This is a genomic window from Desulfovibrio desulfopostgatei, assembly GCF_053570645.1.
In genome coordinates this window covers 2,874,920-2,897,671 of record NZ_JBRBQS010000002.1, presented here as the reverse complement: position 1 = coordinate 2,897,671, position 22,752 = coordinate 2,874,920, and the positions used below count along the sequence as shown (strand labels likewise).

General features: G+C 57.9%; 19 protein-coding genes. 4 read left to right on the top strand and 15 right to left on the bottom strand.

The features are described from left to right. Nucleotides 1-2: 2 nt before the first annotated feature. On the top strand, nt 3-992 hold the full coding sequence (locus tag ACUZ9Q_RS12745) for a 4Fe-4S dicluster domain-containing protein (RefSeq protein ID WP_449247996.1): 990 nt from the start codon (nt 3-5) through the stop codon (nt 990-992). Next, nucleotides 989-1,489, top strand: coding sequence for a FeS-binding protein (locus ACUZ9Q_RS12740; protein WP_449247995.1), 501 nt, complete (start codon nt 989-991; stop codon nt 1,487-1,489). Before ACUZ9Q_RS12745 ends, ACUZ9Q_RS12740 begins: the two co-directional genes overlap by 4 nt. A 33-nt stretch (nt 1,490-1,522) precedes the next feature. On the opposite strand, the gene rlmN is transcribed toward ACUZ9Q_RS12740, so the two are convergent. The 15 genes from rlmN to ACUZ9Q_RS12665 form a co-directional block, all read right to left on the bottom strand. Beyond that, nucleotides 1,523-2,587 carry a 23S rRNA (adenine(2503)-C(2))-methyltransferase RlmN gene (gene rlmN / locus ACUZ9Q_RS12735; protein WP_192112728.1) on the bottom strand — a complete coding sequence of 355 codons (1,065 nt, stop codon included), beginning with the start codon at nt 2,585-2,587 and terminating at the stop codon, nt 1,523-1,525. Nucleotides 2,588-2,775: 188 nt separating this feature from the next. Beyond that, nucleotides 2,776-4,107, bottom strand: coding sequence for an HD domain-containing protein (locus ACUZ9Q_RS12730; protein WP_192112729.1), 1,332 nt, complete (start codon nt 4,105-4,107; stop codon nt 2,776-2,778). Nucleotides 4,108-4,320: 213 nt separating this feature from the next. Beyond that, complete coding sequence (gene dsrP, locus ACUZ9Q_RS12725; protein WP_192112730.1) at nt 4,321-5,490, bottom strand: sulfate reduction electron transfer complex DsrMKJOP subunit DsrP; 1,170 nt, start codon at nt 5,488-5,490, stop codon at nt 4,321-4,323. Between the two features lie 12 nt (nt 5,491-5,502). Next, nucleotides 5,503-6,294, bottom strand: coding sequence for a sulfate reduction electron transfer complex DsrMKJOP subunit DsrO (gene dsrO / locus ACUZ9Q_RS12720; protein WP_022659759.1), 792 nt, complete (start codon nt 6,292-6,294; stop codon nt 5,503-5,505). Next, the gene (gene dsrJ / locus ACUZ9Q_RS12715) at nt 6,294-6,674 is read right to left on the bottom strand and encodes a sulfate reduction electron transfer complex DsrMKJOP subunit DsrJ (protein ID WP_192112731.1); all 381 of its coding nucleotides are present in this window, start codon (nt 6,672-6,674) and stop codon (nt 6,294-6,296) included. The genes dsrO and dsrJ overlap by 1 nt, the downstream gene beginning before the upstream one ends. Further along, nucleotides 6,675-8,318 carry a sulfate reduction electron transfer complex DsrMKJOP subunit DsrK gene (dsrK, locus tag ACUZ9Q_RS12710; protein WP_192112732.1) on the bottom strand — a complete coding sequence of 548 codons (1,644 nt, stop codon included), beginning with the start codon at nt 8,316-8,318 and terminating at the stop codon, nt 6,675-6,677. It lies immediately after the preceding gene. A 12-nt stretch (nt 8,319-8,330) separates the two neighbouring features. Then, nucleotides 8,331-9,350, bottom strand: coding sequence for a sulfate reduction electron transfer complex DsrMKJOP subunit DsrM (gene dsrM, locus ACUZ9Q_RS12705; protein ID WP_233483353.1), 1,020 nt, complete (start codon nt 9,348-9,350; stop codon nt 8,331-8,333). A gap of 117 nt (nt 9,351-9,467) precedes the next feature. Then, on the bottom strand, nt 9,468-10,001 hold the full coding sequence (locus ACUZ9Q_RS12700) for an RsbRD N-terminal domain-containing protein (RefSeq protein WP_215648367.1): 534 nt from the start codon (nt 9,999-10,001) through the stop codon (nt 9,468-9,470). 219 nt (nt 10,002-10,220) lie between these two features. Beyond that, nucleotides 10,221-11,198, bottom strand: a complete 978-nt coding sequence (locus tag ACUZ9Q_RS12695) for a hypothetical protein (protein WP_192112734.1) — start codon at nt 11,196-11,198, stop codon at nt 10,221-10,223. A 402-nt stretch (nt 11,199-11,600) separates the two neighbouring features. Further along, the gene (sat, locus tag ACUZ9Q_RS12690; RefSeq protein WP_192112735.1) at nt 11,601-12,872 is read right to left on the bottom strand and encodes a sulfate adenylyltransferase; all 1,272 of its coding nucleotides are present in this window, start codon (nt 12,870-12,872) and stop codon (nt 11,601-11,603) included. A gap of 493 nt (nt 12,873-13,365) precedes the next feature. Then, nucleotides 13,366-13,923, bottom strand: coding sequence for a single-stranded DNA-binding protein (locus ACUZ9Q_RS12685; RefSeq protein ID WP_192112736.1), 558 nt, complete (start codon nt 13,921-13,923; stop codon nt 13,366-13,368). 34 nt (nt 13,924-13,957) lie between these two features. After that, nucleotides 13,958-14,296, bottom strand: coding sequence for a hypothetical protein (locus tag ACUZ9Q_RS12680; RefSeq protein WP_192112737.1), 339 nt, complete (start codon nt 14,294-14,296; stop codon nt 13,958-13,960). Nucleotides 14,297-14,400: 104 nt separating this feature from the next. Then, a complete protein-coding gene (locus tag ACUZ9Q_RS12675; protein ID WP_192112738.1) occupies nt 14,401-15,051 on the bottom strand; it encodes a biotin attachment protein in 651 nt (216 codons plus the stop codon). A gap of 142 nt (nt 15,052-15,193) precedes the next feature. Further along, a complete protein-coding gene (locus tag ACUZ9Q_RS12670) occupies nt 15,194-17,449 on the bottom strand; it encodes an acetyl-CoA carboxylase carboxyl transferase subunit alpha/beta (protein WP_192112739.1) in 2,256 nt (751 codons plus the stop codon). Between the two features lie 200 nt (nt 17,450-17,649). After that, the gene (locus tag ACUZ9Q_RS12665) at nt 17,650-19,104 is read right to left on the bottom strand and encodes an ATP-binding protein (protein WP_022659771.1); all 1,455 of its coding nucleotides are present in this window, start codon (nt 19,102-19,104) and stop codon (nt 17,650-17,652) included. 315 nt (nt 19,105-19,419) lie between these two features. Here ACUZ9Q_RS12665 and ACUZ9Q_RS12660 point away from each other — a divergent pair, with 315 nt between their 5' ends. After that, nucleotides 19,420-20,331 (top strand): purine-nucleoside phosphorylase, encoded by a 912-nt coding sequence (locus tag ACUZ9Q_RS12660; protein WP_449247994.1) that lies wholly within the window; start codon nt 19,420-19,422, stop codon nt 20,329-20,331. 183 nt (nt 20,332-20,514) lie between these two features. Next, the gene (typA, locus tag ACUZ9Q_RS12655; protein ID WP_192112741.1) at nt 20,515-22,344 is read left to right on the top strand and encodes a translational GTPase TypA; all 1,830 of its coding nucleotides are present in this window, start codon (nt 20,515-20,517) and stop codon (nt 22,342-22,344) included. The last annotated feature ends 408 nt before the right edge of the window (nt 22,345-22,752 follow it).

The window sequence follows — 22,752 nt, the reverse complement described above, 5'->3', positions numbered from 1 at the left end:
CCATGGGCAACAAACTGTTTTTACAGCGCAGGTCAGTCATCAAGGCCATGGCAGGCACTGCTGGCTTATCGCTGGCGGGTGCGGCATCTTCCCTGGCCTCGGGGGTACAGAGCCAGGGTAACGGTGCTGACCGTGCCACCATCATTGATGTGGATCTCTGCAACGGTTGCGGAGCCTGTGTCTCAGCCTGCCGCGACAGAAATCTTGCAGAAATCCCCGTCCCAACTCAGCCGATCCCCCGGCCTTACCCCGCATGGGTGCGCGGCAATGACTGGTCGACCCGCCGCGATGAAGTCTCCCGGCTTACTCCCTATAACTGGCTTTTCATCCAGTCGTGCTCCATCACAGTTAACGGTGTGGAGCGGCGGATATATTTGCCGCGGCGCTGTTTGCATTGTCTGAACCCCCAATGTGTCACGTTGTGCAGCACTGGCTCTTTGCGCCAAAGCAACGAAGGCGCAGTTTACTCCCACCGCAGCACCTGTCTGGGGGATGGCCCCTGCGACCGGGCCTGCCCGTGGGGTATCCCGCAACGCCAGGCGGGGGTTGGGCCTTACCTGAATCTTGCGCCCAGATATGTTGGCAACGGGCAGATGTTCAAATGTGATTATTGCAGTTCTCTGCTCAAGGCTGGCGAAAGCCCTGCCTGCGTGACGGCCTGTCCGCAGGGGGCCATGCGCATAGGACCTCGTGAGGAAATGGCAACGCTGGCCAAGGAAATGGCGGAACAGCGGGGTGGGGATATTTTTGGGCTCAAAGAAAATGGCGGAACAAACACCATCTATGTTTCTTCGGTGCTTTTCCGCGATATCGAGGCCAACATGCTGCGTCAGGGAAAGGTAGGCTTTGGTATGCCGAGCCTGCGCCCGGCTGGCGCCAGTATGGATAAGGAAAACAGCCTGTTGAAGGCTGTTCTGCTGGCCCCAGTGGCAGGAGCGGCCCTGGCTGGCCTGAGATTGTGGCGTGAAAGAAAGATGAGGCGCAAGCCATGAAAAACCAGCCCTCGCTTTTTTCCTCATTCTTCAGTGTATTGTGGCTGGCCAGCATGCTCACAGCCGTGTGGAGCGGCCTTGCGCATCTGCCGCAAGCTGGAAGATATGGGCTGATTCAAAGTTCCAACTGGTCGCCATCTGTTGCGCATTATTATTCTTCTGCGGCACTGCTGTTCTTGGGAACGTACGCCTTTACCGTCTGGCGCCTTCAGGGGCGCAGTGCCTACTGCCTGACGCGGTGCGGCTTGCTGCGCATTATTTTGCTGATAGGGCTGGCCATCAGCGGTTTGGCGCTCATCGTCCACAATATGCCCAATTTTTCTCTGTATGATGGCGTGTATGCATGCGTCAAAATGCTGCATCTTGTGTGCGCCCTGGCCCTGCTTCCCCTGCTGATTTACAGGCTCTGTCGCCGCTGGACCGGCGGTTACGGCTGGCTGAAACCACGCGATGGGGCAGACACGTGCTGCGGCGGTTCAAGGCGGCGTCCGGCCTAACGCTAGAGCTATTCCAGCATAAGGCTTGCCCGTTCAGTCCAATTGTGCCTGCCGGTCAGCTTTAAGCTGCCCGCAAGCTGCCTTGATGTCCTGCCCCTTGCTCTTGCGCAGAATGGCCGTGATCTTGCGCTTCCAGAGGTACTGCTCAAAGGCCAGTACGCTTTCTTCCGTAGGGGCGGCGTAGGGCGCGCCTTCCGCTGGGTTGTAGACAATAAGGTTCAGCTTGCCCCGCACATCGCCCACCAGCCGGGCCAGATCCCTGGCCTGTTCCAGCCCGTCGTTGACCCCGCCCAGCAGCAGGTACTCAAAAGTAATGTGCTCCCGCGTTTTAAGCGGGTATGACTTGAGCGCTTCAAACATCTCGTCAAGAGGCCAGCGTGCGGCCTTGGGCATGATTTTCGCCCGCAGTTCCTGCGTTGGCGCATGCAGCGAAACCGCCAGATAAGCGAGGCCGCTATCTCCCAGCTCGCGCAGCCCTTTTTCAATGCCGCATGTGGAAACTGTGATGCGGCGGGGTGAGAAATTCAGCCCCTTTGCATTATTCAGGCCTTCAAGGGAGCGCATGAGCTCGCGCATGTTGAGCAATGGCTCGCCCATGCCCATGAACACAATATTGCGCAGCATGGGCCATTCCGGCCTGTCATCACCCAGGTGTGCTCGCGCCACAAGTATCTGCCCCAGAATTTCGGCCATGGTCATGTTGCGTTCAAAGCCCATTTGTCCCGTGGAACAAAAGGTACAGGCCATGGCGCAGCCCACTTGCGAGGACACGCACTGCGTCCAGCGGCGCACGCCCTCACGCGAGTCCGAAGGAATAAGCACTGTTTCAACCAGGGCTCCGTCTTCAAGCCGCAGCAGAAATTTTGTGGTATCGTCCTGGCTTTTCTCAACCGTGACTACCTCCGGCCAGACAATGACAGCCTTGGCAGTCAGCTTTTCGCGGCAGTCTTTTGAAATATTGGTCATGGATTCAAAGTCGCGAACCATGCGTTGCCATAGCCATTGCCAAATTTGCATGGCGCGGAACTTGCGCTCGCCCAGTTCGGTTTGAAGCCAGTTTTCCAGTTCGGGAAGGGTCAGGTTGAGAAGATTGGTCATATGTTCTGCCGGAATTAGATAGGGTTTTGTGGTGCAAATATGTTGCGCACTGGCAGTTGAACTACGATGTTTGGCGCAGATGGGCAAGAAATTTTCATGCCAGCAACATCGCGTTTATAGGCTGTGAACAAGCAAAAAAGGGCGTTCCCAAAGGAACGCCCATAGTGTCAGCATAGGCGGTTGGCCGGTTATCCCACTGATTTGCGCGCGTAATTACGCACAAAGGTCACAGCGGATTCAACATCCGTAACTTCGCCTGCAATCTGGGCCTGCAACAGCGCGTCACGAATAATGCCCACCAGCGGGCCTGGCGACAGCTTGGTTTCGCTCATGATCTCATTGCCGTTCAGCAGCGGTTCCAGCATCTGTTCCGGCGTTTCCGCGCGATCCAGATACTTCATATTGTGGTTGAACGAAGTGAGAATGCCGTCGCGGGCCTTGAGGTCGGCCCTGGCCATGGCGATAAGCCGGGGGTAGTCGTCCAGCGCCTTGAAACGGCGAATGCCCCTGTCGGTCATCATGAAGTGGAAGCGCATGTGGTGGCGCACCAGATGGCACAGCAGGTCGATATCTTCCTGTGCAAAGTGCAGGCGGCGCAGTATCTTGCGCGTCACCTTGGCGCCAACGCGGTGGTGCTGGTAGTACGTCCAGATGCCGTCGAAATATTCGCCGGTGTAGAGCTTGCCCACATCGTGGAACAGCATGGCCATGGTGCCAAGCCAGTCGTAGTGGAAATCTTCTTCGGGGTAGTGCTTCATGCACTCAAGCGTGTGTTCAAACACGTTTTCCGTGTCGCCTTCCTTGTTGCGCATCTGGGTGAGGCAGGAGAGGGAGGCCACTTCGGGGATAAGCCCCTGAAGGATATGCGAATCAAAGAGCAGGCGCACAAATCGGTACATGGATTCGGCGGCAACTTTGCGCCATTCGTCCATGATGTCCGTAGCCGGGACGTAATCAAGCACGCGGCTTGAGGCGCGCACAATGGCAAGCCATGTGTTGGGCTCGATGGGCAGGTCAAAATTGGCTGCAAAACGCAGGGCGCGTACCGCCAGCAGGTAATTGTGGCGCAGGGTTTCATCCGGAAGGCCCGCAAGCTGGATAGCGCCGCCCTTGACGTCTTCAAAACCGTCGTAGGCATCCTGCGTGGTTTCAGGGCTGCCAAAGCCTGTGATGCGCAGCTTGAGCTGCTCCTCATGAGGCATCCTGTCCATCATGGTAGGCGTGATGCGCAGTAGGGAAAGTTCCGGGTGTCCGGCAGCAGCTACTTCCAGAGGATAAAAACAGAAAATAAAGCCGTTTTCTTCCAGCGTTGCCAGAGCGCGCTTGTCGTGCTGCGGCACTGCCTTGGGAAAAAGCTTGATAAGCGTATCGAGATCCGGCTCGCAGGCAATATCCACAGTGGGCTGCGTGGCGTTTTCCAGCAGGTGCTCCTGCAAGGGGGCGTTGATAACATGAGCGTCATAGCCGTTGCGCAACAGGGTTTTGCTTATGGTTATGGCGTCTTTGAGCGCTTGATGCATCCATGGCTCCTTGCGAATAAAATAACGGGGAATGGCTGATACTATGCCCGCGAGCATGGGTGCGAGTCAAGCTTGCGGTTGAAGAAATGCCGTCACGGTTACGCTGGATCATTGCTTGTGCTACTTGCGGCTATGCGGCGACAGGCCCAGCCAGCAAGACAAAACGCCCCCGCGTCGGCGACGCGGGGGCGTTTGAGTACACGTACCTGACGGTTAGTCAGAGAAGTGGTTCACTTCTTTTTTCACGCCAAGCGCAATCCGCCAGAGCAGGGAGACTACCAGCGCGCCCACGGCGTACACGCCAAGGGCCACGGCAATTTCCTTACCAGTAGGCATGTAGGGAGTGATGGCTTCAAACATGTTGGGGGTGAAACCGCCAATCAGAAGGCCAAGACCCTTGTCGATCCACGAAGCAGCCACGAGCATGGCCAGAGCGATGGGCATGAGCGTGGGGTGCGTGCGGAGTTTGGGCGGAATAAGAATGGCAAGGCAACCGAAGGCCATGATAACCGCAGCCCACATCCAGTAGCTCACCCACAGCAGATGCCCGCCGTGACCGAAGAACAGCACGTGGATGGGCTCCATGTGGCCGGGAATATTGCTGTAGAAGGCCGTGAACAGTTCCAGCACAAAGAAGAACACGTTCACGCACATGGCGTACACGATGATGGTGGTCAGGGTCTTCACGGCTTCCTTGCCCACGTCAAAGCCGGTGAGGCGGCGCAGCAAGAGCATGAGCAGCATCAGGATGGCAGGACCGGAGCAGAAGGCGGAAGCCAGGAAGCGGCCAGCCATGATGGCGGTAAGCCAGTAGTGGCGGCCAGGAACGCCGGCGTACAGGAAGGCGGTCACCGTGTGGATGGAGAAGGCCCACAGAATCGAAAGATAGATGAGGGGCTTGATCCATTTCGGGGGATCGATTTCGTGACGCTCGGCTTCAAGGGTCACCCAACCGATGATGATGTTCAGGCCAAGGTAGCCAATGAGCACCAGCATGTCGTAAAACATGACGGAATTGGGCGTGGGGTGCAGCATAACGTTGAGCATGCGCTGGGGCTGCCCAAGGTCAACCACGATGAACAGGGCGCACATGACCACGGCCGCAACGGCCATGAATTCGCCAAAAATGATCATGCGCTTGAATTTTTTATAGTGGTGGAAGTACGTGGGCAACACCAGCATAACGGCTGAGGCGGCAACGCCGACGAAGTAGGTGAACTGCGAAATATACAGCCCCCACGAAACGTCGCGGCTCATGCCGGTCACAGACAGACCGTTCTGGAGCTGATCCAGATACACAATGCCGCAGCCTGCGATCACGCAGAGCAGGAAGAGCAGCCACAAGTAGTAGGTCTTGGGACCTTCGAGCAATTTTTCAACCATGGCCTGTCCTCCCTATATGAGGTAGTAAACGCCGGGCTGCGTGCCCAGGTTGGGCTTGCGGCGTATACTGTAGTTGGCGGACAAAGCCTGCCGCACCGTTGAATTGGGGTCTTCCAGGTCGCCGAAGAGAATCTTGCCGCCAGAAGCTTCAACGCAGGCGGGCAACTGGCCAACGGCCAGACGCTCGGCGCAGAAGGTGCATTTTTCCACCACGCCGATCATGCGCGTGGGGAAGGCCGGATTGGGCACGGGATCTGCCAGGAACTTGCGCGGATCCTTGAAGTTGAAGGAACGCGCGCCGTAGGGGCAGCCAGCCATGCAGAAGCGGCAGCCGATGCAGCGGTGGTAGTCCATGGCCACAATGCCGTCTTCCATCCTGTAAGTGGCCTGCGTGGGGCAAACGCGCACACAGGGCGGATTGGTGCAGTGGTTGCACAGCAGCGGATAGCTTGCTTCGGCCCGGCGTTTGTCCAAAAAGGCGTTCATTTCATCAGGGAAGGTGTGCTCGAACGAATCAAGCCAGAACCATTTGATGTTCTGATCGCCCGGAACGTGCGGGACGTTGTGGAATTTATGGCAGGCTTCGATAAGCGGTTCGTAGTCCTTGGGGCCGTTGAACTGGCGCGTATCGATAACCATGGCCCAGCGCTTGGCGTGCAGGGCGTTGGCACCTTTTTCATAGTGACCGGGGGCAATCTTGGCCTGAGCAACGCCGGACAAGGCGCCAAGGCCAGCCAACCCGCTGCTCAGGGCACAGGCAGAAAGCCCCGCCACTTTCAGAAAGCTTCTTCTGCTCTTGTTCATTACTTGCTCCCCTGGGGAATGATGTGGCAGGTCCAGCAATAGGGATCAACGCTGTTGGCCACGTGGCACTTTTCGCAGAATCCCTTGTAGTCAGTGTGGCACTTCATGCAGGTGTTCTGCAGGCTGATGGTCCACTTTTTACCGTTGGATGCCACATAGGTGCGGTTTTCGTTGCGCAGGGCTTCATCACGCCACTCGTTGAGCAGCTGCATGTGCTTGTCGCGCATGAAATCCACATTTTCCACACACTCTTTTTCATTCTTGGGCAGCGCAATGCCGGTGCTGGTATAGGACTTGCCCAGCATGCTTGCCCAGAACGGGGAGGTGAACAGGACCACAAAGATAATGATCCCAAGAATTACTGCTTTGGAGTTATACATCTATTGACCCTCCCCCTGCGCCTCGGGCGCGTCATCATCCTCTACCACGTTGGGCAGGTCTTCCTGGCGCATATCCATGGTGCGCTTGCACTCGCCCTTCATCACAAGGGCATTGCCCACCAGTTCGTGCAGGCCGCTTACATTGACGCCGGGCGCCCAGTAATTGGCCAGCGGGGGCAGGGTGGCGCGGTCGATGGCGCACACGCAGGCCATGTGGTTGACGCCGTGCTTTTCCTGCACATAGCGCAGGGCATTGCCGCGCGGCATGCCGGAACGCATGCGCAGTTCCATGATTTCTTCTGTGTTGAGGCCGGAACCCGCGCCGCAGCAGAAGGTCTGCTCGCGGATGGTGTTCTCGGGCATTTCCACAAAGTTGTTACACACGGCGTTGAGCACGTAGCGGGGTTCATCAAGCAGGCCCATGCCGCGCGCAGGGTTGCACGAGTCATGGAAGGTGGTGATGATATGATCGTTACGGCTGGGGTCGAGGTTCAGCTTGTTGTGGTGGATCAGGTCAGCCGTGAACTCGGCAATGTGCACCATCTTGGTGGAAGCCGCGTTCTGGAACACCGTGCCGGTGTAAGGCGAAACAGGCGTCGTCATGTGCGAGGGCGACGGGCCGTTGTAGGTGTCCATGTACTGGTTGATCACGCGCCACATGTGGCCGCATTCGCCGCCCAGAATCCACTTGGAACCCAGACGCTCGGCTTCGGCGTACATTTTGGCGTTGAGCTTCTTTGCCATGTTGAACGTGGTAAAGGAGCCGAAGTTGCCGCCTTCCGAAGCGTAGGTGGAAAAGGTGTAGTCCAGATCCAGCTCGTGGAAGAGCATCAGATAGCCCATGAAGGTGTAGATGCCGGGGTCGGCAAATACGTCGCCGGAGGGCGTGATGAACAGGATTTCGTGGCCCTTTTCGTTGAAGGGCGTCTTGGGACGGATACCGGTGATGGTTTCGCAGTCATCGGCCAGCATTTCCACGATTTCCACAAAGGAGTGGGGCTTGATGCCAAGGTGGTTGCCGGTGAAGCTGCAGTTCTTGACCGGGTCCATGATCCAGTGGATGCCAAGGCCCACTTCATGCAGCAATTCGCGCACGATGGCGGTGATTTCCGCCGTGTCGATGCCGTAGGGGCAGAAGAGCGAGCAGCGGCGGCATTCGGTGCACTGGTAGGCGTAGTAGAAGAGTTCCTTCACTACTTCCTTGTCCCAGCCGCGAGCGCCCACTTTCTTGCCGAGGATCTTGCCCAGCATGGTGTGGTCGCGGCGGTAGAGCGAACGGAGCAGCTCGGCGCGCAGCACGGGCATGTTTTTGGGATCATTGGTGCCCAGGAAGAAGTGGCATTTGTCGGCGCAGGCGCCGCAACGCACACAGATATCCATGAACAGCTTGAGCGAACGGTGTTTTTCAAGGCGTTCTTCAAAAGCGTCGCAGAGAATCTGTTCCCAGTTTTCGGGCAGGTTCCAGTCTTCTGCCGCCGGATCCCATTCGTGGGGATTGGGCATGTGCAGAAGTTCCATGGTCTCTTGCTTGGCCGGGTAGCAGAAGCTGCCCGGTGTAAATTCGGGCTTGGTGTCAAGCCAGTCCTGGGCGGGAAAGGCCGGGCGGCTGGACACAAGCATTTGCGGCGTAGGTAATTTTGCCATCGTGGAAACTCCTTACTCGGCGGCCTTTTCGGGTTGCTTATCCAGCGGCAGCCCGGCATCGGCCATGGCGTCGCGGTAGGTATCCTCGTACTCGGCGTAGGTGAAGTACTGCTTGGGCGGATTCCAGGGGTTGATGTGGCGCACGCGGCGGGAATTATTCGCCATGTTGCGCGTGGGGCTGAAGAACACGCCCGGCATGTGCATGAGCTTGGAGAAGGGGAAGTAAATCAGCAGTACGCAGACCAGAGTAAGGTGCGTGAAGAACAGGGCGTTGATGCCCACGGTGGACACAGGCGCAAAGTGGGTCAGGCCCATGACGAAGATCTTGACCTGGGCGATTTCGGTCTTGTCGAAATAGCGCAGGCAGATGCCGGTACCCACGATGCTGATGATCAGCCACAGGGGGAAGTAATCGTTGGCAAGCGAAAGGTAGCGCAGACGTTCGTTGAACAGGCGGCGTCCCAGAAGGAACAGCAGCGCTACCAGCAACAGGCCGCCCGTCCAGAAGAAGCGGGGCGAGCCAAACTGCATGATGCCGTCAATGCTTTCCAGAAAGCGAATACAGGAAGGCACGGGTTCCATAAAGAAACGGAAGTGACGGATAAAAACCAGCAGGAAGCAGTAGTGGAACAGCAGGGCAAAAACCCACAGCCACTTGGAGGAATAATAGATGGTGCGCGGCCCGTTGCTGACGGGATCAAATTCCCTTACTTCCGCAACCGTGTTGCGGAACAGCGAACGGAAGCAGAACACTTCCAGAAACATGCGCTGCACAACACCCCAAGTTGTGCTGGGACAGTCGATTTTTGCCTGCTTGATGAAGTCAAGCGACTGCTCCTGCCCACCTGTGGTGGGGATGCAGAAGGGCACGGGCGATTTGGCCCAGTACACCATGCGCCAGACGACACCGGCGATGAACACGACTACTGCCACATAAGGCAGCGCCACGCCGAACAGGCCCGCAAGCCCTATGGCCGCTCCCGCCCAGGCGATGGCTCCTATGAGCAGCACCAGCAGTAATGAATTGAACATTCCCTACCTCACTTCCACTAAAGTTGCCTCAAAAGCCCACCACGGGATTTGAGAGATCTCTGGCCCGCATGCTGCAAAGCCCACGGTCAGGCCCTACGGCCTAATGAACGCGGAATGTCAGCGGTTGTCCCCAGAAGGAACAGCTCCGCTTTCCAGTTGTTGCGCCCAGCGCGCCAGTTGGGCGTGCTGGTTGCGTATTTCCGTAATGCGCGACTCAGCCAGAATTTCCCGGTCTTCCATATACATGTCGAAGGCCAGGAGCGTCAGGCTGTCGATGCGCGATTCGGTCTCAAGGTAGGCCGCCAGGTCGTCCTGGGCCATAAGTTCAGGCATGACGTGTTGCCGCAGAAGAGGCTTCATGAGGCTGAACACCGCCAGGCTCTGGCTGGGGGAGAATTTTTGCACTGCCCGCAGTTTGATAAAGCGGTCCATTGCCTTGCGGGTCTGGGCCACTTCCACGGATTCGCCGGTAACGGCATCGTACACGGCCCCTGCGGCTTCCTTGGTCATGTTTGCTACAGGATTGCCGAAGGGGTCGTCTTTTGTGCGAAGAAAACCTGTTGTTTCAAATGGATAGGTGTCGAATACGGAGTCTGTCCATAAACGCACCATCTCGCTCTTGTGTTTACGAAACACGTCGATTGCTTTCATTCTGTCCCCGTGCCCTTTTGTCTAAGGCTCTCTCATATAAATAGTAAGCGCAAAGGGCGTCAAGCCCCTTTGCGCTTTTAAAACGCAAGGTTTGTCATTTTTTGCACAAGGCCCCGGTGGGCGCTATAAGCCAGGGCCGTTTAAGGCTATGCCTGGGCAAGCTAAATCGACCCGCGCAGTTCCTGAGCCGGAGGCAAAAAGAACTGGAGCCAACTTTGCCTAGGGGCAGGGCGTTGTGCCAGAACACTGACCAGCCACTTGCGGGTCAAGCGGCAAATCTGCACTGCCTGCTGCCGGGGGGGGAGTAGGAACTTGCGGCAAAGAAGCCTGGCTTGCCTGCTGCTTGGTATTCTTTTTCAGCATGGCGGGCAAGCCGTGGTATTCAAAAAAGGGAACAGTCTGCGAACCGGCCATGAACACATGGGCCTTGTTGCGCAACATGCGCAGGCGCAGCAACAGCATATCTGGCGCGGTGGCGGCCATGCCCGTTGGCGCGGCAATGTCTTTTGCCTTGGTCAGGGCTTCAGAAAGGCTTGCGCCGTTATCCATGAGGCGCAGCATGCGCGCAACTGTATGAATGTCGGCTTCATTTTCTGCCAGAGGGTAGAAGGCCACATCCACATGGCCGGAGAGAAGGGCGATGCCTTCCTGACAACTGGGGCAGGAGGGAGAAAAGAACATGCGCACGCTGGCTTCGTTGCTGTTGTCCGTGATGGCCCACACGTCCGCCTGGGTGCGCAGGGCGGTACCGGCGTTGACGATAACCAGCAGACCCCAGAGAACCAGCAGAAGCGAACGGCCCGGCTTGTCCGCCGGAAGGCCGGAGCGGCTGCGCTGCGCCGCCTGCCGAAAGCCAGCGTAGATCATGGCAAAAAAGCAGGCCACAATAAGGCAGCTCACGCAAGGGGCCGTGACCGCCATGAGCAGCAGGAGGCAGATATCGCCCAGAAGGGCCAGACCCGCCAGAATCAGGCCCAATTGGGCCGCACCCATCAAGGCTGCTGCGGCAAGCAGCGTAAACATGACCCCGCCAGCCCACCAAAGCGATATGCCCGCAATGGACGTATCCTGAAACAGGGCGCAGCCCGAAGTTACGCACAGGTTCACTTCGTTGCCAAAGGCGCTCCAGATGCAGAAGGCCGCAGCCAGAACGGCCATGCTCAGAATGCCGGGAAATATTTGATGGGTTCGGTTCATAGGTACCTGTGGATGTAATAGCTTTTCGGCTGGTGCAGCAATTGCGCGACAGGCCCGGTACTGACCATCATTAGGCCCGCCGAAACATCGGGCTGTAGCCGCGATCTCATGCAACTCGTTTCAGGTTATAGGCTGTTTTTGCTTTTTCGTAAAGCGCGGCACCATCTCTGTTACATGGTGGTGTGCGGCAACACGGCGCAGTGCAAAACTATATTACAGGGGATGTGGCAGAAGTATGTCGCGCACAGTTATCCCAGTCCGCATGCGGCAAGGGCTGGCAATATGCCCAGTTGAGCATCTCTGACTGCATGGGGGCATAACTGCTGGGCGCATTGGGGATGCAGCGAAAACAAAAGGACGCCCTTTCGGGCGTCCTCTCGCGTTGTGTTGCTGCGGTCAAGCTTACATGGTGGAGCCGGAGGCCGCACGCTGCATCTTGATTTCAACTTTTTCGGTCAGGCTGGCATAGTATTCGCGCAGGATGACGAGCACTTCAGCGCGGCCAAAGTGATCCGGCACTTCCGCGCCTTCGGAAAGCATCTTGCGCAGCTTGGTGCCGGACAGGATGACGCGATCTTCCTTGGTGTGGGGGCAGGTGCGCATGCTGGCCATGCCGTCGCACTTTTTGCAGTAGAAGGTCCAGTCAATGTTCAGCGGTTCGCAGAGCAGACGCTTGCCGGTTTCGGCGGGCACAGGGATCTTGCGGAAGATTTCCTGGGCTTCAAACATGCCGTAGAAGTCGCCCACGCCAGCGTGGTCGCGGCCAACCAGCAGGTTGTTGATGCCGTAGTTCTGGCGGAAGGTGGCGTGCAGCAGGGCTTCGCGGGGACCGGCATAACGCATGTCCAGGGGGTAGCCAGCCTGAATGACGAAGTCTTTCACGAAGTACTTGTCAACCAGGGTGTCGATGCACTTCACGCGCACTTCGGCGGGGATGTCGCCGGGCTTCAGGGAGCCCACGAGGGAGTGGATAACCACGCCGTCGCAAACTTCCACGCCGATCTTGGCCAGGTATTCATGCGAGCGGTGCATGGGGTTGCGCAGCTGAAGAGCGGCAACCTTCTGCCAGCCGCGTTCGTCCATCTTGGCGCGCAGCTGAGCAGGGGTCATGTACACGCCGGGGAACTTTTCGGGGAATTCGCCCTGCGAAAGAACCTTAACGGTACCGGCAACGTTGAATTCGTTCTGAGCCAGAACCATCTTCACGCCGGGGTGGTCGTTGGGGGCCACTTCCCAGAACTTTTCGGAGTCAGGGCCAGTGCCCTTGAACACCAGTTCGCATTCCCACTTCTTGTCGGCTTCGGTCATTTCATAGACTTCTTCGACCTTCATGGTAGCCATGATTTCGCCTTTGCGAACCAGGGCCACTTCTTCGCCGACCTTGAGGGCCTTGGCGTCAGCAGCGGGAACATCAAGGGTAACGGGCACGGGCCAGAAGGTGCCGTCAGAAAGGGTCATCTTTTCGCAGACGCTCTTCCAGTTGGCCTTGTTCATGAAGCCGTTCAGAGGCGAGAAACCGCCAATGCCCATCATGATCAGGTCGCCCTTGGCGCGGGAAGAAATCTCGATCTGCTTCAGGCCTGCGGCTTTTTTCTTCTCGTCATCCAAGGCCTTACCTTCCAGAAGGCAACAGACCAGACCCTTACCGCCATGAGGAGCTACCAGCTTGGACATTGCGAAATCCTCCGTGTTTTAGTTATGTGGGCATCCTTCCGTGGCCGCGTCGCCATGCGGAAGGGCAGCGTTCAGTTCGCATCTTGTGAATAATCTAACAAAAAGTCAACTACCTCTTAAAACTTTTCCTGACTACTCGCCAAAAAAACCACAGCCACTGCGGGTAATACGGAAAATTCACTGATACCTATACGCTGAATCGCGCAAAAAGAGAAGGGGGATTCACAATAAAAATGTGCCTGAACCCGAAAAAACATGTGAAAGTGCGCTTTTTTTCGCAAAGTCTTTTGCTAGGCTATGTTGCGCGAACTGGCGTGATTGCTTGCGGGCAGCGAAATACGGCGAAAGACTGTTTGCCTGGATAGAAATTTGCTGACTGGGGGAAATTTTTCTCAACCTCGATGCCGAGACCTGTGGCAAACCTGAATCAACAAAAAAGGCGTGGATGCAGCATCCACGCCTTGCGGTTATTACTCGGAGAGGGAATCAGCCCCTAGAAAGGCACATCGTCCATGTTGGAGGCTTCGGAAGGAAAGGCCGGGCCGAGATCGTCGTCCATGGGCTGAGGCTTGCGGCTGCCACCCTGGGGGGCATTACCGCCGCGTCCGCCCTGCGCACCCTGGCCGCCGCGAGGGGCATTGCCGCGCGGAGCCGCAGAGGCAGCGGGCGCGCCGTAGTCGTCTTCAAAGCCACGGCCACCGCCGCCTTCGCGGGGGGCATCGCCGCCCTTGCGGTCAAGAAACTGCACGCGCTGGGCCTTGATTTCTGTGGTATAGCGATCCTGGCCCTGCTGATCCTGCCATTTGCGGGTTTGCAGGCTGCCTTCCACGTAGATCAGGCTGCCCTTGGCAAGAAAGTTGGCGCAGTTTTCCGCCTGACGCTGAAAAACAGAAACGCGGTGCCATTCAGTGCGATCCACCTTGTTGCCGTCACGGTCGGTGTAGGATTCATCGGTGGCGACATTCAGGGTGGCAACGGGCGAACCGCTCTGGGTGTACCGCAGCTCGGGGTCGCGGCCCAGACGGCCAATAATCATTACTTTATTCAGCATGGTGATGCTCCAAGGTGGTATTCGAGTTTCAGACTCAGGCTACAAACGCCTTTTCGAGCTGATCCAGCACGTCTTCAATGGCGTCGCTCAATTTGTTGGCTTCGCGCGGCTGCCATTCGGCAAGGGCCGCTTCCAGTTCGGCCTTGAGCCTTGCGGCTTCAAGAATGCCGGGGCCAAGGGCCTTGCGGCGGGCTGGCGACCAGGGCAAAAACTGCAATCCTTCATCCAGCGCGCGCACCATTTCAAGCACTCCGTGCTTTTCGTGCTTGATGGGAACGCTGAAAGCCAGCTCTGTAAGTTTGGGCCAGAGTTTTTCCAGCAGGTCTTCGTTCCAGGTGACGGCGCTCACGCGGATTTGCAGTGCATTGCCCATAGGTGCTCCTTGGCGGCGGGCCGCCCATATGCGAGTTTGCCGCGCCCCGGCTCGCTGCTTGCGGCAGCGTGCGCAGGGCCAACGGCCTGTGCTGGCAGGAGAGCCTAGTCTTTTTCAGTCCATTCGGTCTGCACACGCATGATGACTTCCTGAATGGCGGGAAGCTGATCCTGCGGGCATACGCCAATGAGGGGCGCTCCGGCGTCGATGTTCTCGTTATAGGTGAAGTAGACGGCATAGATAACGCCCGCAGGCCCCGTATAGACCAGCGGCACCTCGCGCTTCATGCGCGACATGATGAGCAGTTCCATGCCTTCGCGCACGGCCACCGACTGTGAATCAGCCGCGCGGATTTTTTTGTCCACCTCTGGTGTGAAGTAGTACTTGGCCCGCTCGGGCGCAACAAAAAGATGCAGGGCTTTTTTGAGCAGGATGCGTTCCACCTCTGCGCGGGTGAGCATGTGGCGCACCACGGCAAGGGGAGTGCCAGCCTCCACAAATGCGCCTTCAAGTTCTGTGTGCAGAAGGCTGATCTCGCCTTTTTCGTTGGCGCAGATGGACTTGGGATTGCGTTCGCGCTCAAGCGTGGCAATGAGCGTCCCGGGCTTTTCCTTCCACTGGCCCTGCGGGCCTACCACTTTGTCGCCCTGTTTTATGCCAGCAAAGGTCACCTTGCCCGTGTGAGGCGTGCTGATGACTATTTCGCGGTAGGGCGAAGCCTTTATTTCGTCCAGCAGTGCAGATATGTTTATCATGCTTGGGTCCGTTAACGTTATATATTGGCGACGCTCCGGCTGGTGGGGCTGCTGCCCCCAAACCTCCGGCGCATGGCGACCGGACTGTTCCCGGCCGCCGCGTCACTCGGAATACTTGTTGTTTTTCTACGCAGTGGGGGCGCTATCTGTAATACAGGTTTCTGCCGCCAATGGTCAGCAGGGCCTGCTTGAGGTTGGCGCGCACTTCCCTTCTGTCCCATATGCCCTGAATGTGCCCGCGCGAAAGGGCGCGGTACGAGCGGTGATACTTGGGCGGAATGTCCATCCCCGTGGTTTCCTTGATAACGCCCGGCCCGGCAAAGCCGATGTTGGACGAGCGCACCGCGAACTGGTAGGGCGAGCAGCCGAGGAAGCTGGCCACAGGCCCGGCAAAGGAATTGGTGTCGTACAGCACCATGTACAGGCCGCCGGATTCGATGTAGCGGCGCACAGCAACCGTGCAGCGGGGCATCTGGATAACGCCGTGCGTGCCTTCCTGAATGCGGATGCCCGCCGTGCCGTGCACATAGGCCAGGAAGGGATAACGCTTCTTGGCGGCGCGCTGGGCGGCTTCCACAAACTTGTAGCCTTCCGCCGCGCCCACGGAGCCGCCCCGGAAGGTGCCCATGAGCATGGCCACGACCATCTTGGTATTGTCTATGCGCGCTTCAAAGGTCATGCAACCGCTCTTGGCTCCGGTTTTCTTCTGCGCGTCAAGAATGCGGTCGCCGAAGTTGGGGAAATCAAGGGGGTTGCCCGCTTCAATCTCGCTATTGAATTCAAAGACCGAGCCGAGGTCAAAGACGTTCTTCACATACCATTCCGGCTCCATGGGAAAGTGGTAGCCGCAGTGGCTGCACACGCCCGCGAATTCGGCAAAGAGGTCAGGCCCCCACAGGTCAAGGCAGCCATAGGCGGCGCTGTTGGGGCAGGTGATGGCCCGGTCTGTCTTGTAGCGCGGTGAAATGTAGTTCCACCGGCTGCGGCGGCCGTCGTCCGACCACGTGGACAGGGCGGTCAGTTCCTTGACCTTGCTGCTTTCGGCCTTGGCGCTTGGCAGCTTGCGGGTGAGCTTGTGCCAGGGGGCCAGCAGGCGGCTCTTGAACACTTCCCACTCGTTGTCGATTTCTTCCATAAAGGTGCGGATACGCATCTGGTGCTTGCGGTAGAAATCGTATTTGAAGCTGACCCACGGCTTGGTGAGCCAGTCCCAGGTGGCAACGGCCATCTTGGTAAAGAAAGGACGCCTGTCGCGCGCTGCCTGACGCGAAAGCCGCAGGAACTTTTGCTGGCGGCGTTCGCGCAGCCTGTCCTTGGCGGCAGAGGTCAGCCCCCAGCGGGTGTACATTTCGTCCAGGTTGGCATCGGGCTTGCGCACGCGGGCCAGGGCCAGGCCCTTGAGGCCGGGTACGGTACGCGTGGAGATCACAACCTCATCGGTGGCGCGCAGCACTTCCTGCCGCAGATTGCGGAAAAAGTCGAAGTGCCAGGGGCGTGCGCCCAGAGGCGGCTCCTGCACCACGCGGTCGATGTAGCCGAACTTGAGGTTGTCCTGCGCTGTCATCTTGAGGTTATTGGCGCAGCTTTCAATCAGCTCGGTCGTGGCGCGCTGGCCAGCCTTGATGCGGCCTTCAATGGCGGCGGCGCCTTCGGGCGAAATAACCGAATAGTAGCCGTGCGAGAGCATCAGGCGTTTGTCGGCAAGGCCGATGGCTTCCGCACCGCCGGAACCGCCCTCGGAAATAACGGCGATAACGGGCACGCGCAGGCCGGCCATGCTGTAAATGTTGCGGGCGATCTGCTGCGCCGCGCCGGGGTAATCCTCAATGGGATACGAGCCAGGCGTGAATATGTAGGTGTGAACAGGTATCCCTTCGGTCTCGGCCACGCGCATGTACTGCTGCGCCTTGGCGTTGCCCCAGGGCTTGACCGAGCCGCCGTTGCGGAATTCCGCGCCGTGGCCCTTTTCCTGCCCGATAACCATGACGGACTGGGTGTATACCTTTTTGCCGCGGCGGCGGGTAATGACCGCACGGGCAATGAGCATGCTGGGGTCGAGGCTGTGCTCGTCCTGGCCGCCCACTTCGGTAAAGTTGTCGTAGACGTTTTCAAGTATGTCGCGCAGGCAGATACGCTGGGAGTGGCGTACAATGCGCACCTTGTCCATGGGCGTGATGCTGCCCTCAAGGCGGCGTTCCACATAGTTGAAAAGGTCTTCTACCGTGGCAAGTTCGGCATAGGGGTCTTCCACATTGCCGGAGCGGACGCGCGCAGTAAAGGCGGTCAGCTTTTCTTCAAGCAGGTCGGCGTTGTCCTTGTGCTTGCCGGCGAATATGTCCACCAGATAGGTAAGTCTGTCGCGCAGACTCTGGATGCGTTTTTCGATGTTGTTGTCCATAGTATATTGGGGCCAGCTAGACTGGTTTTTTTAGGTAGGCGAAATCCCCGGAATTCCGGGCGGCCAATGGCTTGTCTGCCAGCATGCGTCCATACTGGGGGCATAAAGTTATCGCCCCGGCCAGAGCGCTGGAGCTTCCGCTGTCTGCGGAAACCTGCGCCTGATGTGTGGACGGTGCCGTGCTCATGGGCTGGTCCCCGTCAGAAGCGCAAGATGCGCTCTGTGTTGGCCGCAAGGAAGTTGACGTTGGACTTCAGCTCCTCGCCCGAGGCATTGTGTCCCTCCAGCCGCAGATCCCCAAGAAATTCAAGGCCGCGGGCCTTGGCTTCCTCAAGGTCTTTGCCCCAGATGATGGCAAGGGCCAGGTTGGGGTCAAACTCTGTGGGAATTTCGTAAGGCTCGGTTGTCGGAACATGGGTAAGCATGGTCAGCCAGGGCTGGTCTTTCCACGCAAATTTTTCAATGCGACCCACCCAGGGGGTGAAGTTGCTGTCCGGATCTTCGGCGATCAGGCGGTATTCAATGCCCAGACCTTCAAAGGTGATGTCCGACTGCCCGTAGCCCAAAGGCTCGCCAAGGCCAATGCGGATCTGCTCGGCAATGAGGTCCACATCGCCCTTGCCGTTCACCTTTGAAATACGTGCCGAAACGCCGTTTTCCACCTGAATGCGCGTGTTCACTTCCATCAGGAAGGGTTCGCCCTTGCGGGTCACAATCCATTCCCAGGTTCCCACGTTGTCGTAGCCCACCTTGCGGGCCATGGTGAGGGAGTAGTCAACAATATCGCGCAGCACCTTGCCCGCATCGAAGGTGTATTTGAGTTCTTCGGGCGCAAAGCCCGGTGCGACCTCAATGCGCTTCTGGCGGCCAGTGGACTGGATGGAGCAGTTGCGGGTGCCAAAGTGTACGGGGTTATGCCCCGAACGGTCAGAAACAACCTGTACTTCAAGATGGTTGAAGTCTGTAATGCGCTGCTCGATGAGCACGCCTTCATCCTTGAACTGGCGCAGGGCGTAGCTGCGGATGCGGCGATAGACCGAGCGGAACTGATCCGGGTCGTACACTTCCTCAATGCCCATGCCGCCGCCGCCAGCGGAAGCCTTGACCAGCACCAGCGGGCGCGTGATGCCCTGCTGATCCTGAAATTCGAACACGCTCTTGGCGATGCGTTCGGCTTCCATCTCGTCATAGATGGGGCGGTCGGAACCGGGAACGGTGGGTACGCCCAGGCTGCGCGCCAGTCGTTTGGTGTTGATTTTGTCGCCCAGCTCGCGAATGATTTTCCACGAGGGGCCGATGAAGATAAGTTTCCGGTCGCGTTTGGTTACGCGGCGTGCAAAACGAAAATCCTCGGCAAAAAAACCGTAGCCGGGGTGAACTGCTGTGCAGCCCGCCTCATCAGCCACGGCCATAAGTTCGTTGGCGTCATGGTAAGACGACACGCGGTACAGGCTTTTTTCTCCGCCTTGTTCGCGCGCCAGGCGCACATGGCCCGATGCCGCGTCCTCAGCCGTGAAGATGGCGGTAAAGGCCACTCCAAGCTTGCGGCAGGCGCGCATGATGCGCATGGCTATCTCGCCACGGTTGGCCACCAGAATTTTGTGCTTTTGCAGGGGAATGCTGTCCTGAGCTTTGTCCAAGCCTGTCTCCCTCATTGAATTGCGCTTTTTTGTGTTGGTTTATGCCCGGCAAGGCCGCGATTGCCCAAGAGGCGGAGCGGGCGCGTGCCGGAGTTTGGATTTGCATCGCGGGGTGTTACGGTTCTGTTTCGTTGCCCGCTCCCCCCTTGTGGGGTGTCGATTGGCGAGCTATACAGACTGTGCATCCGCACCTCTTACCCGCTTTTGGCGCGAAAATCCACTCGCGCAGGGGCTGTCCGGCACAAAAAGCCGCGCAGCGGCAAAGGAACGCGCGGCGCGGATTGCGGCCTGACAGCAGACCACTGAGCGTATTTTTCAGGAGGGGATTCTATGCAAAATTTTCAGGATGTCCAGCGCGCCGCAACGGCACTGCGTGACGCCATTCAGGCCGCGCAAGGGCCTCTGGCCTTGCCCTTGGGAGCGCGCAGGCTTGATCCCAAGGCCGCGCCCGATGCGGATGCACCTGTGGGCATTGTGCTGGGTACGGGGCTTTCTGCCCTGGCAGAAAAGCTGCAAGACCGCGTTGTTGTTCCCTATACCGACTTGCCGGGTTTTCCTGCCTCCAGCGTGGAAGGGCATGCGGGCGCATTTGTATGGGGGCGGTTTGCCGGAGCATGCGGCGAGGACGACTCCATCGGGCGCTATGCGCTTATCCAGCAGGGGCGCTGTCATCTCTATGAAGGGCGTACCCCGGCAGATGTCTGTATGGGGGTGCGGGTTATGGCGCTGATGGGCGTAAAAACGCTTGTCATTACCAATGCAGCGGGCGGCCTGAACCCGCAGTTCGATGCTGGCGGCATCATGTGCATGAGCGACATAATCAACCATACCGGGCATTCGCCCCTTACCGGAATCAACGCTGAGGAGTGGGGGCCGCGCTTCCCCGACATGTGCGCGCCTCTGGACGCGGATTTGCGGGCGATGGCCATGGAAACCGCAGCAAAAATGGGCCTGCGGCTTGAGCGCGGCGTATACATTGGCGTGCATGGGCCGGAAATGGAAACGCCCGCAGAAACACGCATGTATCGACAGTGGGGAGCAGATGCCGTGGGCATGAGCACTGTACTTGAGATCATTGCGGCACGTCATATGGGCATGCGTGTACTTGGCCTTTCATGTTTGACCAATAAAAATTTACCTGACTGCATGACCCCGGCCCCCTTGGAAGAAATCCTCGCAGTGGCCGCTGTGGCGGGCAAAAATCTGGGTCGGCTCATCCGCGCTATGGTGACAAAACTCTGAAAAGTGCGTAAAAGCGCGGCCCGGACATCATTAAAGAACAAACAATACCGACTGCCGGTTTTTCCCCCTGCCTGCGTCGGCCGCACCCGGCGCTGAACTGGCGCAGCTTCGCTGCCAGTCGGAATCTCTCCCCGGCGGGGAACAAAACCGCACTACCCAGTGTTTTTTTAAGGGCACAAAGCCATGCAGCACAATGAATCCCTTCGTAACGTCGCCATTATCGCCCACGTTGACCACGGCAAGACCACCCTCGTGGACGGTCTGTTCAAGCAGGGCGGCGTGTTCCGCGCCGACCAGCAGGTTGACGACCGCGTGATGGACAAAATGGATCTGGAACGCGAACGCGGCATCACCATTGCCGCCAAGAACTGCGCCGTCAACTGGAAAGGGGTCAAGATCAATATCATTGACACCCCTGGCCACGCCGACTTTGGCGGCGAAGTGGAGCGTTCGCTCTCCATGGCTACCGGCGCGATCCTGCTGGTGGACTCTTCTGAAGGGCCGCTGCCGCAAACGCGTTTTGTGTTGCGCAAAACCCTTGAGGCCGGTCTGCCCGTGGTTGTGGTCATCAACAAGATTGACCGCAAGGACGCCCGCCCCCAGGAAGTGCTCAACGAAATTTACGACCTGTTCATCGACCTGGATGCCAACGAGCACCAGCTTGAATTCCCCGTGCTGTACGCCATTGGGCGCGCTGGCGTGGCCATGAACAATATTGATGACGAGCAGAAGGATCTTTCGCCGCTGTTTGATGCCATCGTCAAATACATTCCCGGTCCCGGCTATGATCCTGAGCAGCCCTTCCAGATGCTGGTGGCCGACCTCGACTATTCCGACTATCTGGGCCGTCTGGCCGTGGGCCGCATCATGCACGGCACGGTTTACGCCAAGGAATCCCTGGCCTGCATTGGCGAGGATGGTCAGCCCAAGCCCCTGCGCGCCACCAAACTTCAGGTGTATGACGGATTGCAGGTGGTGGAAGTGGAAAAGGCCCTGCCCGGTGATATCGTGGTTCTGGCAGGTATTGAAGATGTGACCATCGGCGATACCATCTGCACCCGCGACAACCCCCGCGCCATGCCCCGCATCCGCGTGGACGAACCCACCGTGGCCATGCGCTTTGGCATCAACAGCTCTCCCCTTGCCGGGCGCGAGGGCAAGATTGTGCAGAGCCGCGCCATCTATGACCGCCTGGTCAAGGAGACCCTGCGTAACGTGGCCGTGCGCGTGGAAAACACCGCTGACCGCGATGCCTTCCTGGTCAAGGGCCGTGGCGAATTTCAGATGGCTATTCTTATCGAAACCATGCGCCGCGAAGGTTTTGAACTTTCCGTTGGCCGCCCCGAAGTTATTCTGCGCAAGGACGAAAACGGCAAGGTTATCGAACCCATCGAACGCCTGTACGTGGACTGCGACGAAGTGTTCATGGGCGTGGTGACGGACAAGCTGGCCCAGCGCAAGGGCCGTATGCTCAACTGCGTCAACAACGGCACGGGCCGTGTGCGCCTTGAATTCAGCGTGCCTTCGCGCGGCCTTATCGGCTACCGCGACGAGTTCCTTACCGATACCAAGGGTACCGGCATCATGAACTCTTATGTGGAAGGCTACGAAGAATGGCGCGGCGACTTCCCCACACGTTACACGGGTTCCATCGTTGCCGACCGCGCTGGCGCAGGCGTGGCCTACGCCCTCTTTAACCTTGAGCCGCGCGGCGTTCTGTTTGTGGAACCCGGCGACCCGGTGTACGAGGGCATGATCGTGGGCGAACACAACCGCGATAACGACATCGACGTTAATCCCACCAAGGAAAAGAAGCTCACCAACCTGCGCGCTTCGGGCAAGGACGAAAATGTCACCCTCACCCCGGTGAAAAAAATGACCCTTGAACACGCCCTGCACTTTGTGCGCGAAGATGAACTGGTGGAAGTCACGCCTCTTTCCATCCGTTTGCGCAAGGCCGAACTTTCGGCCATGAAGCGCTACCAGACCGCAGGCAAGCGCAAGAACAGCTAAAGCATCAACACCGCGAGCGGCAGTATCCTTGCCGTTCTTCAGATAGTTCACCCCCGCAGGGCATGCCCTGCGGGGGTGTTGTTATCTGCGCCGCCCGTTTGATTTTTTTGTGGTGGCTCAGGGTTCCCTGCCATGAATGGGATGCCTTTCAGACAAATGCCCTTAAGTTCTTATTATGCTGTCGATAAGCGTATGGTGTGCTGCTCTGTCCGCAATGCAAATAATAATTTGATTGTATGTATTGAATACATGCTCAAATACAAAAATATGAAATGTATTTGACTGCCATGAATGATTAGTGTGCTAACAAATTTGTAGTTTGTTGCTTATCATTTTTAATAAGACAAACCTCTGGATGCGCAAAAATACCTCCTTAAAAAAAATCAGAGTAGCATTGACTTTTGAGCA

Coding starts and splice junctions, on each gene's coding strand:
- ACUZ9Q_RS12745 (WP_449247996.1), top strand. CDS start 3: ATGGGCAACAAACTGTTTTTACAGCGCAGGTCAGTCATCAAGGCCATG.
- ACUZ9Q_RS12740 (WP_449247995.1), top strand. CDS start 989: ATGAAAAACCAGCCCTCGCTTTTTTCCTCATTCTTCAGTGTATTGTGG.
- rlmN (WP_192112728.1), bottom strand. CDS start 2,587: ATGACCAATCTTCTCAACCTGACCCTTCCCGAACTGGAAAACTGGCTT.
- ACUZ9Q_RS12730 (WP_192112729.1), bottom strand. CDS start 4,107: ATGCATCAAGCGCTCAAAGACGCCATAACCATAAGCAAAACCCTGTTG.
- dsrP (WP_192112730.1), bottom strand. CDS start 5,490: ATGGTTGAAAAATTGCTCGAAGGTCCCAAGACCTACTACTTGTGGCTG.
- dsrO (WP_022659759.1), bottom strand. CDS start 6,294: ATGAACAAGAGCAGAAGAAGCTTTCTGAAAGTGGCGGGGCTTTCTGCC.
- dsrJ (WP_192112731.1), bottom strand. CDS start 6,674: ATGTATAACTCCAAAGCAGTAATTCTTGGGATCATTATCTTTGTGGTC.
- dsrK (WP_192112732.1), bottom strand. CDS start 8,318: ATGGCAAAATTACCTACGCCGCAAATGCTTGTGTCCAGCCGCCCGGCC.
- dsrM (WP_233483353.1), bottom strand. CDS start 9,350: ATGTTCAATTCATTACTGCTGGTGCTGCTCATAGGAGCCATCGCCTGG.
- ACUZ9Q_RS12700 (WP_215648367.1), bottom strand. CDS start 10,001: ATGAAAGCAATCGACGTGTTTCGTAAACACAAGAGCGAGATGGTGCGT.
- ACUZ9Q_RS12695 (WP_192112734.1), bottom strand. CDS start 11,198: ATGAACCGAACCCATCAAATATTTCCCGGCATTCTGAGCATGGCCGTT.
- sat (WP_192112735.1), bottom strand. CDS start 12,872: ATGTCCAAGCTGGTAGCTCCTCATGGCGGTAAGGGTCTGGTCTGTTGC.
- ACUZ9Q_RS12685 (WP_192112736.1), bottom strand. CDS start 13,923: ATGCTGAATAAAGTAATGATTATTGGCCGTCTGGGCCGCGACCCCGAG.
- ACUZ9Q_RS12680 (WP_192112737.1), bottom strand. CDS start 14,296: ATGGGCAATGCACTGCAAATCCGCGTGAGCGCCGTCACCTGGAACGAA.
- ACUZ9Q_RS12675 (WP_192112738.1), bottom strand. CDS start 15,051: ATGATAAACATATCTGCACTGCTGGACGAAATAAAGGCTTCGCCCTAC.
- ACUZ9Q_RS12670 (WP_192112739.1), bottom strand. CDS start 17,449: ATGGACAACAACATCGAAAAACGCATCCAGAGTCTGCGCGACAGACTT.
- ACUZ9Q_RS12665 (WP_022659771.1), bottom strand. CDS start 19,104: ATGAGGGAGACAGGCTTGGACAAAGCTCAGGACAGCATTCCCCTGCAA.
- ACUZ9Q_RS12660 (WP_449247994.1), top strand. CDS start 19,420: ATGCAAAATTTTCAGGATGTCCAGCGCGCCGCAACGGCACTGCGTGAC.
- typA (WP_192112741.1), top strand. CDS start 20,515: ATGCAGCACAATGAATCCCTTCGTAACGTCGCCATTATCGCCCACGTT.